Annotated in this window: 7 protein-coding genes and 2 pseudogenes; all 9 read left to right on the forward strand. The window is 69.5% G+C overall.

The genetic code is table 11. The features are described 5' to 3' along the window. Window positions 1-466: 466 nt before the first annotated feature. On the forward strand, window positions 467-1,078 hold the full coding sequence (locus AB0E24_RS42310; protein WP_359385084.1) for a hypothetical protein: 612 nt from the start codon (window positions 467-469) through the stop codon (window positions 1,076-1,078). 37 nt (window positions 1,079-1,115) lie between these two features. Further along, complete coding sequence (locus AB0E24_RS42315) at window positions 1,116-3,773, forward strand: DEAD/DEAH box helicase (protein ID WP_359385086.1); 2,658 nt, start codon at window positions 1,116-1,118, stop codon at window positions 3,771-3,773. Window positions 3,774-3,922: 149 nt separating this feature from the next. Next, window positions 3,923-4,599, forward strand: a pseudogene (locus AB0E24_RS42320) (TnsA-like heteromeric transposase endonuclease subunit). After that, window positions 4,596-6,758, forward strand: a complete 2,163-nt coding sequence (locus AB0E24_RS42325) for a TnsB C-terminal domain-containing protein (protein ID WP_359385088.1) — start codon at window positions 4,596-4,598, stop codon at window positions 6,756-6,758. The pseudogene AB0E24_RS42320 and the gene AB0E24_RS42325 overlap by 4 nt, the downstream one beginning before the upstream one ends. Window positions 6,759-6,769: 11 nt before the next feature. Further along, window positions 6,770-7,742, forward strand: a pseudogene (locus AB0E24_RS42330) (TniB family NTP-binding protein). Between the two features lie 15 nt (window positions 7,743-7,757). After that, window positions 7,758-10,607: a Helicase associated domain protein gene (locus AB0E24_RS42335; protein ID WP_359385090.1), complete on the forward strand. Its 2,850-nt coding sequence runs from the start codon at window positions 7,758-7,760 to the stop codon at window positions 10,605-10,607. 132 nt (window positions 10,608-10,739) lie between these two features. After that, window positions 10,740-12,368 carry an IS21 family transposase gene (gene istA / locus AB0E24_RS42340; protein WP_359385092.1) on the forward strand — a complete coding sequence of 543 codons (1,629 nt, stop codon included), beginning with the start codon at window positions 10,740-10,742 and terminating at the stop codon, window positions 12,366-12,368. Continuing rightward, a complete protein-coding gene (istB, locus tag AB0E24_RS42345; RefSeq protein ID WP_102935628.1) occupies window positions 12,365-13,153 on the forward strand; it encodes an IS21-like element helper ATPase IstB in 789 nt (262 codons plus the stop codon). Before istA ends, istB begins: the two co-directional genes overlap by 4 nt. An 83-nt stretch (window positions 13,154-13,236) precedes the next feature. After that, on the forward strand, window positions 13,237-14,259 hold the full coding sequence (locus tag AB0E24_RS42350) for a S66 peptidase family protein (protein ID WP_359385095.1): 1,023 nt from the start codon (window positions 13,237-13,239) through the stop codon (window positions 14,257-14,259). The last annotated feature ends 644 nt before the right edge of the window (window positions 14,260-14,903 follow it).

Here is a 14,903-nt window from a genome sequence, read left to right on the forward strand (position 1 = left end):
AGCGCCGCGGGCTACGCGGAGGGCCAGCCCCTCCACGCCAGTTGGGACTGAGGCCGCCGGTTGGGACTGAGGCGCGGCGGTCCGGCTCGCGTCCGCGGGAGCGGAGGACTGCTGCGCAGTCCGGTTGACGGCCCGTCCGCTGCGCTCCCGGGCCCCGGACTTCCGCTTCGCTCCAGTCCGGGCAAGGCGGATTCGCTGCGCTCCCCGCCCGGCGGTCCTTCCGGCTGCGCCTCCAGGACCGTCGGGGCCCGCTGACGCGGGCCGGGCGGGCTAGGAAGCGTGGGGGTCGCTCGTTCGGGTGGGCTCCGGTGCAGCGCGTGCATCAAGTTGATGCAGCATGTACCGTTGGCGAAAACACGAGACACCCCCAACCACCTCAAATTTCCGAGAGGAACGACCGCAGCTGACCAGTCACTACGAATCTGCCGGACCCGATCCCGCCCTGAGTAGCGATTCTGTGAGCCGGGTGACGCAGTACCAGACAGCGGGCGTGAACGCCCGGTTGAAGCTGTTCGCGCTCCTGGAGGCGCAGGACTTGCCCGCGAGTGAGGCGGACGACCTGGAGGCCGGTTCGGTCGCCGGGGCGCAGTGCGAGGTCGTGGAGCAGGACGTGTACACGGGCGCCAGGGGCGAAGGGTTCGGGGAGGGCTGGTACGCGGGCGTGACGGCGGTGAGCGATGCCTTGGTGGGCATCGCGGACCGGGACTGGGTGCGGCGCGGCGGTCGGTCGGCCGGGGCTGCTGAGCTGGCCGTACACATCACGGACGTGCGGCAGCGTGAACGGGCCGACCTGGTGCGGCTGGAGGCGTTCGTCCGGGAGACGGTGCTGCCACGCACGCATCCGAACACCACGGCGCGGCGCCGGGTGCTGGAGGCGCTGGGCGAGGCTGGCGGTCTGTGCACCGCGCGAACGGTGGACAGCGGCGAAGGCGTTATCGTCTGCACGCGCGATGCCGGGCACTACGACCCGGACGGCAAGCCGGCCTTCAAGGACGGAAAGCCCGGCGGCTGGCACAAGGCGGATGCGTCGATCTGGAACGACTTGGGTGCGGCCCGCACTCCGCACGCGGCTATCTGAAAGACCACGGGAATTTAGGCATTGGGGAGGCGCGGAAATGTCAGCGATTCAGCTCAAGGAACACCAGGTAGATCAGTGGTCGGCGTTTCGCAGGTGGGTGGGATTCCCTGCACGATCATCTGTGCCGCCGGAGGGGGCACGTGCCATGGGGGTGTCCGCGACCGGGTCCGGGAAGACGATCACGGCTGCCGCGTCCGCGCTGGAGTGCTTCCCGGACGGCCGGATCCTCGTCATGGTGCCCACCGTGGACCTGATCGTGCAGAGCGCCCAGTCCTGGCGCCGGGTCGGGCACCGTGCGCCTATGGTCGCGGTCTGCTCGGTGGGCAAGGACGAGGTCCTGGAGCAGCTTGGGGTGCGCAGCACCACCAACCCGATCCGGCTTGCCCTGTGGGCTGGTGAGGGGCCCGTGGTCGTGTTCGCGACGTACGCCTCGCTGGTAGACCGCGAGGATCCGGAGGATCCGTCGGGTCAGCGGACCGTTCGCGGGCCGCTGGAGGCCGCTCTGGCGGGCGGGGAGCGCCTGTACGGGCAGCAGATGGACAGGTTCGACCTCGCGGTCCTGGACGAGGCGCACATGACCGCTGGAGACATCGGGCGCCCCTGGGCCGTGATCCACGACAACGCTCGCGTCCCGATCGACTTCCGGCTCTATCTCACCGCCACCCCGCGGATCCTTGCCGCGCCGCGGCCCCAACGGGGCCGGGACGACCAGGAGCTGGTGATCGCCTCGATGGAGGCCGACTCGGTCACCTACGGCACCAGCATCTTTGACCTTGGGCTGGCGGAAGCGGTGGAACGCTCGATCCTCGCGGGGTTCGAGATCGACGTGCTGGAGATCCGCGACCCCGACCCCATCCTCGGACTCTCGGAGGACGCGCTGCGCGGCCGGCGCCTGGCGCTGCTCCAAGCCGCACTGCTGGAGCACTCGGCGCAGAAGAACCTGCACACGGTCATGACCTTCCATCAGCGGGTCGAGGAGGCGCAGGCTTTCGCCGAGCAGATGCCGGCGACCGCCGCCGAGCTGCATGCGGCCGAGGCGTCCGAGGCCGCTCTCGCCGACGCGGAGGAGCTGCCTGCCTCCTCCATCGACGCCGAGCTGTACGAGCTGGAGGACGGTCGTCATGTCCCGCCGGACCGGGTGTGGGCGGACTGGCTGTGCGGGGATCACCCCATCGCTCACCGGCGTGAGGTGATCCACCAGTTCGCCAATGGCATCAACGCCGAGAACCGGCGGGTGCACCGGGCGTTCCTCGCATCCGTGCGTGCGCTCGGAGTCGGGGTCGACATCACCGGGCTGCGCGGGGTAGAGGCGGTATGCATCGTCGGCTCCCGCAGCTCCCAGGTCGACGTCGTCCAAAATATCGGACGTGCCTTGCGGCCCAACCCTGACGGCAGCGTGAAGACCGCGCGGATCATCATCCCTGTCTTCCTCGCCCCTGGCGAGGATCCCAAGGACATGGTCGCTTCCGCCAGCTACCAGCCCCTGGTCGACATCCTCCAGGCCCTGCGCTCGCACTCGGAACGCATGGTCGAGCAGCTCGCCTCCCGCGCCCTGACCCGCGGCACAGAGCACCGACGCCTCCACATCCGTCCCGATCGCGGTGCCGCAGGGGCCGACAGCGGCGAGGGGGAGGAACCGGCTGATGAGACGCAGCAGGAGGTGGACCGCGTCACCTCGATCGTGGTCAACTTCGCCCAGCCCCGGAACGCCGCCGACATCGCCGCACTCGCCCGCTGCCGCGTCATCAAACCCGAGTCCCTGGTGTGGCTGGAGGGTTACCAGGCTCTGCTGCGCTGGCGCGAGGAGAACAAGATCACCGGCCTGCACGCCGTCCCCTACGACACCGAGGCGACCGTAGGCGCGACGACGGACTTCCCCCTGGGCAGGTGGGTGCACCAGCAGCGAAAAGCGCAGCGGGCCGGAGAACTCGACTCCCACCGCAAGGAGCTGCTGGACGAGGCCGGGATGGTGTGGGAACCGGGCGAGGAAGCGTGGGAGACCAAGCTCGCCGCGCTCCGGACCTACCGGCGGGCCACCGGGCACCTCGCGCCCCGGCAGGACGCGGTGTGGGGCGAGGGCGAGGCGATGGTGCCGATCGGCCAGCATCTGGCGAACCTGCGCCGGAAGGGCGGCCTCGGGAAGGACGCGGAGCGGGCCCGCCAGCGCGCGGCGCAGCTGACCGCGATCGACCCGGACTGGGACTGCCCGTGGCCGCTGGACTGGCAGAGGCACTACCGGGTGCTCGCTGACCTGGTCGACGCCGACGGCGTCCTGCCCTACATCGCGCCGGGCGTCGTCTTCGAGGGCGATGACGTAGGCAAGTGGCGGTGGCGACAGCAGGAGCCAGGCACCTGGGCACAGCTGTCGACCGAGCAGCGGGAGCGGCTGACCGCGCTGGGCATCAAGGGCGCTGAGGCCCCTTCTCCCGCCCCGGCAACCGCTCGTGCGACGAAGGGCCTGAGCAAGGCGCAGCAGGCGTTCCAGCGCGGCCTGGAGGCCCTCACGCAGTGGGTGGAGCGCGAGGGCGACCGGCCGGTGCCCCGCGGGGCCAGCGAACAGATCACGGTCGACGGCGAGACGGAACCGGTGATCGTGAAACTGGGCGTATGGGTCTCGAACACCAAATCGAGGCGGAACAAGCTCACCACCGAGCAGCTGGACGCGCTGCGGGAGCTGGGCGTGGAATGGGTGTGATGGAGCAGCTCGCCTTGTAGCCATTACCTGATGGGATGCGCGTCGGTTGATGGCGCGTGTGGCAGCAAGGCTCCTCAGCGCACCGGGCGGTTGCTGATCCCGGTCTGTACAGCGCCCGTTTCCTGGATCCCTACGGTGGAGAACAGCGGATGCCGTGGGGCGAAGCCGCTCGCGTCGTGTGCGTGGAGGACTGCGGCCCAGTACGTCCGTTTCCCCTGCGGCTTGGCCGTCGTTTCGCGCCGGGCTGGTGGTGGTCGGCTACCACCGGACGGCTGGTGCACTACGGGTCGGGTGTCATGCGCACCCAGGTGATGCTGCTGGACCATGATCCTTCGGTCATGGCGATGGCATGCCGCCCTGTGGAGCTGTCCTGGCGGGGATCTGATGGGACCGTGGTGTCGCATGCGCCGCATCTGATGGCACGGCTCAGCGACGGCACGGGCCTGCTGCTCGACTGCGCCGGGCGGGGGAGATCTCCCCCCGGCTCGCACACCGTGCTGACGTCATAGCAGCGGCTGCACGTACGGTGGGATGGCAGTACAGGGTCGCCTTGCCTCCCGAACCGGTTGTCGCTGCCAACCTGGGCTGGCTGTCGGGATACCGGCACCCTCGCTACCGGGACACCGCGCTCTTGGAAGAAGCGGTGCAGGTCTTTGCCCGTCCTCGGCCGCTGATCGAAGGAGCGAGTGACCTCGGGGACACCATCAGGGTCCTCCCGGCCCTCTTCCACGCCCTATGGACCGGGGCGCTGTCAGCCCCGCTGAACGAGCCCTTGCATGAACGGGTGACCGTGACAGCAGGCCCGGGCGAGTGGGCGTCTGCGTGACGGCGGCAGTACTTGAGGTGGGGAGCAAGGTGCGGTTCGAGGGCCACTCCTGGACTGTGGTGATACTCGAAGGGGCTCGTGTACGGCTGGTCGGCTCGGACAACTCCACGGCAACGGCGCTGGTGAACTATCTGTTCGCCGCTCCTGACTTCGAACTCGTAGGAGCACCCCGCCCCCGGGTGCCTCCGTTCGGGCTCCTGGAGGAACTGCCTGTTCAGGCACGCGAGCGGGCTGAGGCCTGGGAGCGGCACGTGCGCGAGGTGGAGACCGGCCTTCCGGTGCCGGGGCAGGGCGGTGTGCCGCGGGCGGAGTTCGATCCGGCGCAACGGACCCTGGCGGAGCGGCAGGAGGCCAAGGCAGCGGAGCTGACTGCGGACGGGCAGCCGACGAGTGCGGTGACCGTGCGGCGGATGCGGGCCCGTTACCGGGAGAAGGGGCTGTGGGGGCTGGTCGACCAGCGCACGGCCCGGCGGCGTTCTGTGGTGGGGCGGGCCGATGAGCGGGTGGTCGCTGCGATCGCTCAGGTGCTGGAGGCGCAGCGGGAGCGTTCCAGTGGCACGCTGAGCCGGCTGCGGCGCATGGTCGGGTGGGTTCTGGAGGAGGCCCATGGTCCGGGCGTGGTGGAGGTGCCGCCGGTGACGACGTTCAACCGGCTGGTGCACGCGCTCGCCGATGGCCATGGGCTGCTGGGGTCTGCGGCGCAGCAGCGGCGGCGCACCTCGCGGCCGGCTCCTCCGTTCACCCCGACTGTGGCGCTGCGGCCGGGTGAGCTGGTGATGCTGGACAGTACGCCGCTGGATGTGCTGGTGGTGCTCGCCGACGGGGTGAGGGGGCCGGTTGAGCTGTCGATCGCGTTGGATGTGGCAACGCGCAGTATCTGTGCTGCGGTGGTGCGTCCGGTGGGCACGAGATCGGTGGATGCGGCGGTGCTGCTGGCGCAGATGGTCACGCCCATGCGGATGCGCGCCGGGTGGGAGGCGGCGCTGGCGATGTCCCGGTCGGTCATCCCCTATGAGCGGCTGGTGTCGCTGGATGCGCGGCTGGAAGGGGCGGCGGCCCGGCCGGTGATCATGCCGGAGACGGTGGTGGTCGACCAGGGCAGGGTGTTCGTCTCCGGTTCCTTCATTGCCGCGTGCGAGAGCCTGGGGGTGTCGGTGCAGCCGGCGCCGCCTGCCAACGGCCCGGCCAAGGGCCATGTCGAGCGGACGTTCCGCACCATCGGGGACCGGTTCTCCCAGTACGTGGCCGGCTACACCGGCTCGGATGTCACCCGGCGCGGCACGCGGGTCGAGGACGAGGCGTGCTGGACGCTCGCGCAGGTGCAGGAGCTGTTGGATGAGTGGATCGTCGCCGACTGGCAGCACCGTCCGCACGCGTCGCTGCGCCATCCCCTGGCGCCGAAGCTCGCCCTGTCGCCGAACGAGATGTGGGGCGCGCTCGCGGGAGTCACCGGCTATGTTCCGGTGTCGCTGAGCGCGGACGACTACATCGAGCTCATGCCCGTCAAGCGGGTGGCCGTCAACGCGTACGGCATCCGCTTCGACTACCGCACCTACGACCACAAGGTGCTCAATCCGCACCGTGGGTACCGGTCGGCCGCGCCGGACGGCCGATGGGAGGTGCATCACAACCCTTACGACCCCAATCAGATCTGGGTGCGGCTGCCCAGCGGATGGGAAGAGGTGCCGTGGATCCACCGCGGCTGTGTCAGCCTGCCGTTCACCGACTTCACCTGGCGGCACATCCATGCCGTGGTCGAGCGCCGCGGCGACCGTGTCGAGCACGAGCGGCAGCTCGCCCAGTCCCTGGACTGCCTCCTGCGGCGCGCGAGCAGCGGTGCCGGAACTCGCCGCGAGCAGACGGTGGCGGCGCGCGCCAGTGCCGCAGCGTCGCTGGCCCAACCGGCCTCGCCGCAGGCAGCCCCGGACCCTGTGGCGGCTCCAACCCTCTCCTACGGCCTGGTGGGTGCCTTCGCCCCGCTGGAGGAAGAGGATCAGGAAGGGGAAACACGGTTCGAGGACAGCTGGGACGAGGACGACGACCTCTCCGGCGCCGCAAACCCCGGCGCGCCTTGCGGACACGGACGGCCGGACTCCCCCGCCCAGGCTCCGCGCCCGTCCCGGATCTATGACGCCCGCCAGGAGGCAGCACAGTGGTGACAGACACTCCTGTGCACAGCACACGTGACGAGGGAGCGAGGGTCGCGGCGTACGCGCCGCCGACCACGCGGGACGGCTGGCAGCAGTTCGTCGCCACTCCCCCGCTGCAGCCCCATCCGGCCGCGGACGAGGACTGCTCGCTGGAGGAACGGCTGGACTACCACTCCCGGTTCGTCGTGCTGACCACCCCGGCCATGGAACGCATCTCCCTGTCGCTGCGGCGCCTGATGCTCCTCAACCGCGCCAGCAGGGCACCGCACGCCGCGGCCTGATCGTCTCCGGACCACCCACCACCGGCAAGACCACCACTCTGCTGGAAATGGGGCGCACCTTCGAACTCGCCGAGCAGCGTCGGCACCCCGGCCGCACGGACCGCCTGCCCGTCGTCTTCCTGGCCGTCCCCCCGGCCTCCACACCCAAGATGCTGGTCAGCGAATTCGCCCGGTTCCTCGGCATCCCCATCGCAGCCCGCATGAACCAGGCACAGATCACCGACGCCGTCTGCCATCTGCTGTGCCTGCTGGAGACGAAGCTGGTCCTCGTGGACGACGTCCACCTGCTCGACACCCGCACCCGGTCCGGCGCGGAGACCTCCGACCAGATGAAACACCTCGGCGAGCGGATCCCCGCCACCTTCGTCTACGCAGGCGTCGACGTCGAGGCCTCTCCCCTGCTCACCGGGCCGCGTGGCGCCCAGCTCGCCGGCCGCTTCACCCTGGTCCGCAACACCGCGCTCCCCTGCGCCACCACACCCCGCACACCCTGGCGCGGCACGCCGAGTACCTCCACCAGCGCAGCGGCGGCGTCATGGGCAGCCTCTCCCACCTCATCCGCGAAGCCGCCCTGACCGCCCTGCTCGACGGGAGCGAGAAGATCACCAAGAAACTCCTGGCCGGCATCCAGCTCGATATCCGCGCCGAACAGCAAGCCCGCCTGCCCAGAAAACGCCTCCCGCGCCCACGCAGTCACAACGCGGGATCCTGACAGGTCGGAGCGGCGGTGACGGAGGCCATCAGCGCGCAGCAGGCGCAGCCACTACAGCGCGAGCAGCTCGAACTCTGCGGGCACAGAGGGGCTTGGGGCGCGGTGCGGGTAGCGCCGCTGCACGGCGAGACGACGCTGTCCTACATGAGCCGGGTCGCCTCCCGCTACCGGCTCACGGCCAAAGAACTCATCGGCGCGCTCGTGGACGTGGGACGACGCCCCAACCTCTTCACCGTGCGGCCCGACGGCGAAGTCGTCTTCAACACCGAGGCCAGGGCGGTGGTCACCGCCTTCTGCCGCATGTCCGAAGAACACCTGCGCCATGCCCTGCCAGCCTGGGACCGGGAAGTCCCCTCGAGGAGGCTGGGGAGCGGGCCGGCCGCCTGGGTCCGCACCGCCGCCACCATCCCGCCGACCGGCCCCGGGTGCCGGGCCTGCACCGCGAGGGCCACACAGGGCCGGGATACAGCACGCCGCTACCTCCTGCCGCACGCACGGGTATGCGTCAAACACCAGTGCTGGATGCTGGAAGCACCCGTCGTCGACGGAGCGACGGCCGGGCCCGGGCAGCTGGATCTGCGGCACGTGCCGCAGATCGCAGCGGCCCAGCGCCGTCACGCACGGCTGCTGCGGCGCTGCCCGCATGCGGCCGAAGCGTTCACTACGGCGCAAGCGATTCTCGCCTCATGGTGGGACGAGCCCTGGCCGGAAGAGATCATCTGGCCCGACCGGCTGCGGCTGATGGCCGCGGGCAACGGCCTCGCATGGCGTACGGCGGCGCGGGACGCGGTCACCTATCCCGAAGCCGTCACACTGGCCGCAGCCCTGGCGGATGCGGGTGTACAGCAGCGGCTGCTCGACGAGGCGGGCCGGCATCAGCCGCACTCGCTCGCCGATGTCCCCCACCTCGTCGACGAACTGGCCCAGCGTCTTGAGCGGCCGTGGATCGCCGGTCGCCTCAGTGTGGTCACAACCGGGCCGCTGAACGCCTGGGTGCGCGCCTGTGTCCGCACCCGTGCCGGGCACAAACCGAAGACGCGCAGCATGTGGCGCGTCCCCCCACCCCACCGGCCCGCCCCGGTCTCCCAGCTCCTGGCGGAAAGCAGTGACCGGGGCAGGACACCCGTGCAGCCCAAGCCTGCGCCGCTCCCAGACAGCACCGAAGACGCTGCCCAGGGGTTCGCGCGTGGACTGCGCCATGCCCGTGCCTATGCCGCCGAGCACGGCCACCTGTGCGCGCCCAACACGGTGCGGGTCGACGGATTCGCCGTCGGCCTGTGGCTCGCCAACCAGCGCACCGCAGGACCCGAGCTCGCTCCCGAACGCGCCGCCGCCCTCGACGCCCTCGACCCGTGGTGGAACCCGCCCTGGAACCTGTGGTGGCAGCGCATCTACCACCGCGCCAAAGCACTGGCACAGACCGGGCAGCCGCTCACCCCCGAACGCGGATTCCCCGGCACCACCGAAAATCTCGGCACCTGGCTCTACGAGCAGTGCACCAGCTACAGCAGCCTCCACCCCGGACAGCAACGCCTCCTCGCCGACCTCGACATCACGCAGGAACGAGCGCGTGGCGCAGCGCCCAGGCGCCGGAATCTCAAAGCAGCCCGGCGCACCGCCCTGGACCACGTCCGCGCCTACGGAAACGAACATGGCCACCTGTGCGCCCCCACCTCCGCGCGCCAGGACGGCTTCCCCATCGGCAAATGGCTGCACAGCCAGCGAGTACGCGCACGGCGCGGCCAACTCGACCCCGCACTCAACCAGGCACTGACCGACATCGACTCCCGGTGGAACCCGCCCTGGCCCACCGACTGGCAACGCGAACACCACATCGCCCACGCCGCCGTCGCCGCGGGCAGCCGCCTGGATCCCGAAGCCGGATTCCGCAACTTCGACGACCTCACCGGGCAGTGGCTGTATACCCAGTGCGTCAACTACACCGCCCTCCAGCCCGGACAGCAGCACCTCCTCGCCCGCCTCGGCCTCACCAAACCCCTCGCCGCCACCGCCGTGCCCAACCCGGCCACCCGACACCCGGCCATGGAGACCGGCCTGCACTACGCCCGCACCTGGGCAGCCGAACACGGCACCCTCGACCTCCCCCGCACCACCCACCACGCCGGATTCCCCCTCGGCCGCTGGCTGGTCCGACAACGGCACCAGGCCAACCTCCACCGCGAACTCTTCGACACCCCCTGGCCACACGAAGAAGCCCTCGCCCGCATCGACCCGTACTGGAACCCGCCCTGGGGCATGAAATGGCAGCGCCGCTACCAGGCCGCCCGCGCACAGCTCACCCCCGGCCCCGCCCTCGCCCCGAACCAGGGCTTCCCCGGCACACCGGACTGGACCGGACAGTGGCTCTACAACCAGTGCACCGTCTACGACAACCTCCACCCCCACCAGCAACAGCTACTGGCCGACCTCGGTCTCACCGCCGAAGACGCCCGTGCCGCCCAGCCCCGCCGCATCCCCCAAGCCGCAGCCTTCACAGCCGGTCTCGCCCACGCCCGCGCCTGGGCCAGGCAGCACGGCAACCTCGCCGTCCCCGAGCCCGCCCGCCACGACGGTTACCGCCTCGGCGCCTGGCTGCGCGCCCAACGCCGCCGCGCCAACCGAGGAAAACTACCCACCGACCGCACCAAAGCCCTGGAAGCCATCGATCCTCACTGGAACCCGGCGGGAGGACTGCGCTGGCACCAGGCCTACCTCACCGCCCGCACGCACACCACCGGCCGCACCCTGGCCACCACGGCCGACTTCAACGCGCTCCCCGCCGGCACAGCGAAATGGCTGTTCACCCAGTGCTCCAGCTACGACAGCCTGGTTATGAGCGTGACTGCGGGAGCCGTTTCGATGTGACTATGGGAGTCACCATCTGACCGAGTTTGCGATGTCAGTTTGTTTTGACGTCGCTTGGGGGCTTGCGGTGGGACTGTGAGGTGTGCTTCTCCCGCTGGGGGCCTCATGGGTAACTCGTAGTCGAAGGTCGAGTTGTACGCGGCGATCCGCCGGGATCACCGGATGGGCATGTCGCTGCGGGCGCTTCAGCGCACGCACAACGTGACCTGGAGGACGGTCCGGCGGGCCCTGGACGGGCAATGGCCCGAGCCACGGAAGAAACAACGGCGCAAGGAGTCCCGACTCGATCCCTACAAACCGCTGATCGACGGGATGCTGCTGGCTGACCTGGACGCTCCGCCCAAACAGCGGCACACCGCCCAGCGCATCTACGACCGCCTGGTCGAGGACCATGCGGCCGACGACATCTCGTATTCCATGGTCCGCGTCTACGTGAAGGACCGCCGCAAGGAGGTCCGCCGGCAGGCCGGGGTGGGCCCGGATGCGATGTTCGTGCCGCAGACCCATCTGCCTGGGGCGGAGGCCGAGGTCGACTTCGGTGACGTGCACGTCGTGCTCGCGGGCAAGATGACCAAGGTCTATCTGTTCTCGATGCGGCTGTCCTACTCCCGCAAGGCGGTGCACCGGGTGTTCACCTCCTGCGGGCAGGAGGCATTCTTCGAAGGGCACGTGCACGCGTTTCGGGTGCTGGGCGGTACACCCCGCGGCCGGATCCGCTACGACAACCTGCGGGCCGCGGTCGAGCGGGTCCTGGGCCTGTCCAGAGCGAGGGTGGAGAACGACCGCTGGACGGCCTTTCGCTCGCACTGGGGCGTCGATGCCTTCTACTGCCGTCCCGGCATCGAAGGCGCCCATGAGAAGGGCGGCGTCGAAGGCCAGATCGGCTACTACCGGCGCAACCACTTCGTCCCCGTCCCCGAGGTCGCCTCGCTGACCGAGCTGAACGCCATGGTCGACCAGTGGGACCTGGACGATGAAGGCCGCCGCCTTCGGTCGAAGACTCGCACCGTCGGCGAGTACTTCGCCCAGGAACAGCCGCTGCTGCGGCCGCTGCCCCGCGAGGTGTTCGAGACCGGCCGCTGGTTCACTCCGCGGGTCAACCGCTTCGGCCAGGTCACCGTACGCTGCAACTCTTACTCGGTCCCGGTCCGCTTCATCGGCCGCCAGCTGCGGGTGCTGCTGCACGCCAACGACCTGGTCGTCTATGACGGCCGCACCGTGGTCGCCCACCACGAACGCCTCAGCGGCCGGGGCGAATCCCGCCTGGTCCTGGACCACTACCTGGAGGCACTCCTGCGCAAGCCGGGCGCCTTCCCCGGATCAACCGCCCCCGAACAGGCCAAAGCTGCAGGGAAGTTCACCCCCGTCCACGAAGCCTGGTGGACCGCGGCCCGCGCCGCCCACGGCGAGGCGACCGGCACCAGAGCCCTGATCGAGGTGCTGCTGCTGGGACGCCACATGGAACACGAACACGTCGTCGCCGGACTCGCCGCGGCCCACCGAGCCGGCGCCCTGACCGCGGACGCCGTCGCGCTGGAAGCCCGCAAGGCCGCCGAAGGCGAGACCTTCGCCGAGCCCCCGAAGCCCACCTTGGCCCATCCCGTCCAGCCACAGGAGGAGACCGGCGGCACGGTCACCTTCCTGGCCGACCGGAAGCTGTCCCACCTCCCGCCCGACACCCGGCCGCTGCCGTCGGTGGCCCACTACGACCAGCTCCTGAAACGACACGGCCGCACGGCCGGCGAGAAAGAGGGATCATGACACGCAAGCGCGGACTGACCGAAGAAGCCGCCACCGCCTCGATCGACCAGGCATGCCGCATGCTCAGGCTGCCGACCATCCGCCAGCAGTTCCCCGACCTCGCCGAAGGCGCCGCACGCGATCAGATGTCATATCGGGCGTTCCTCGCCGAGCTGCTGCTGGCGGAGTGCGACGACCGGGCCCGCCGACGGTCCGAGCGCCGGATCAAGGCCGCCTCCTTCCCCCGGGACAAGAGCCTGCGGGCGTTCGACTTCGAAGCCAATCCCAACATCGACCCGGCCACCGTCAACACCCTCGCCACCTGTGAATGGGTCAAGAAAGGGGAGCCGCTCTGCCTGATCGGCGACTCCGGCACCGGCAAGTCCCACCTGCTGATCGCCCTGGGCACCGAGGCCGCGATGCACGGCTACCGCGTCCGCTACGTGCTGGCCACCAAACTCGTCAACGAACTGGTCGAAGCCGCCGACGAGAAGCAACTGTCCAAGACGATCGCCCGCTACGGCCGCGTCGATCTTTTATGCATTGATGAACTCGGCTACATGGAGCTTGACCGCAGGGGCGCTGAACTGCTGTTTCAGGTTCTGACCGAGCGCGAGGAGAAGAACAGCGTCGTCATCGCTTCGAACGAAAGTTTCAGCGGGTGGACGAAGACCTTCACCGATCCGCGGCTCTGCGCGGCCATCGTCGACCGCCTGACCTTCAACGGCGCCATCATTCAGACCGGCACCGAGTCCTACCGCCTCGCCCACACCAAAGCCCTGGCCGAACAGACCCAGGCCAGCTGACCGGGCGCCACACAGGGGGGGCCACCGGGTGGCCGATCGGTAAATGAGTAGCGTGTTGTCATGGGTGTCGCGACACTGCCTCGGTGACCCATCCCGCACTGCCTCAACTGCTGCGCCCTCGCGCCCTGGAGCCCGGAGACCTCGTCGTCGTCGCGGCGCTGTCCGGGCCGCTCGATGCCAGATACGCGCCCGATCTCGAACGGGCGGTGGCCGAGATCGAACGGATGGGATTCCGTGTGCGTCTCGCGCCGCTCCTCGAAGCCGGACGGCACCGCTGGTGGAGCGCGGCTCGGCCGGACGAGACCGCCAAGGAGCTCAACGGTCTACTGCGTGATACCGGGGTGCGCGCGATCGTCGCGCACGACGGTGGCCAGACGGTGTTCGGATACCTCGACCTGATCGACTTCGACGCGATCAGGGCCGACCCCAAGCCGATCCTCGGCTACAGCGACATCTCACTGCTGCACCTGGTGCTCTACGCGCGCACGGGTCTGGTCGGGTTCCATGCCGACCTGGCCACGCCCGGTCTCGGAGGGCACTGGCAAAGAGCGTCCGCGGCCCGCCGGGAGGAACTGGGGAAGCTGTACTCGACGCTGCTGACCGGCACGGAGCCGATCGGTGCGCTGCCCGCCGGCCCGTCGTGGGAGTGCTGGCGTGCCGGGCGTGCCGAAGGTCCGCTTATCGGCGGGGTCATCAATCGCATCGTGCTGGCGCAGGCGACGCCTTTCGCGCTGCCGCTCGAATGCTTCGACGGCGCGGTGCTGTTCTGGGAGGAGCTGGGCGGCCAGGCATCGTACGTGTGGAGCTATCTGCAGATACTGCGGCACAGCGGGATTCTCGATCGGATCTCCGGCATGGTCGTGGGCGTTCCGGAGGCGATCGACGGGCTCGATTCGCCCGACGGCTCTCCGAGCCTGGCCGAGATCGTCCTCGACGTCCTCGGTGACCGCGACATACCGGTCCTGGGCAACGTAGAGGTCGGGCACGCAGGCGCGAATCTGCCGATGCCGGTCGGTATCCGTGCCGCCCTCGATGCAGAGCAGCGGACGTTGTCGCTGCTCGAACCGGCGGTACGGCCGCACGCGATGACGGGACCGCTCGGCTGAGCAACGCGGAACAGCGATTCGACGGTCTCGGTAGCCCAGGGGCCGACTCACGCTTTGGTGATCGCGGCCTTGAGTCGTTGTCCGGCCTGTAGAAGGGGTCGTTCATGAATACCTGGTGGCTCGTGTTGATCAGCTTGTCCAGGAGCGATTCGGCGACGACCGGGTTCGGGAACAGCGAATACCAGCCCTGGGCGCCCGGTTGGCGGTGATCGCGTTCGAGCGGCTCGCGGCGATGCGCCGGGAGATCAGCTGTAGAGGTCGCCGACTTGAGTGGGAGTGGACGGCAGGCCAGACGCGGTGGAGCGGAGAGCGAGAGGACCAGCTTCTGACATCAAAAGTCACTGAGATTGATCTTGATGCTCACCGCAAAACGACTCCCGAAGTCACGTCGAAACGACTCCCTCAGAAACCGACACAGCCAACAGCCTCCACCAGGTCAAGGATGTCCATTTCGCCGTCTGCGAATACACATCGGGCAAGGGCAACTACAACTGCAATTACGTGAAGTGACGGTCTCCCCCGGCCGCTTCGAGGGCACCACCCCGTTCCCGAACGAAGGACCTCGGCTACCGGGGCCCTGACCGACTGACCAGCCACCTCCTGGCGGGAAGGGCCGTCCGCCCGCCCGGGCTCACTCCGGCGCG

The organism is Streptomyces malaysiensis subsp. malaysiensis, from assembly GCF_040653035.1.
Lineage (GTDB): Bacteria > Actinomycetota > Actinomycetes > Streptomycetales > Streptomycetaceae > Streptomyces > Streptomyces malaysiensis.

Coding starts and splice junctions, on each gene's coding strand:
- istB (WP_102935628.1), top strand. CDS start 12,365: ATGACACGCAAGCGCGGACTGACCGAAGAAGCCGCCACCGCCTCGATC.
- AB0E24_RS42315 (WP_359385086.1), top strand. CDS start 1,116: ATGTCAGCGATTCAGCTCAAGGAACACCAGGTAGATCAGTGGTCGGCG.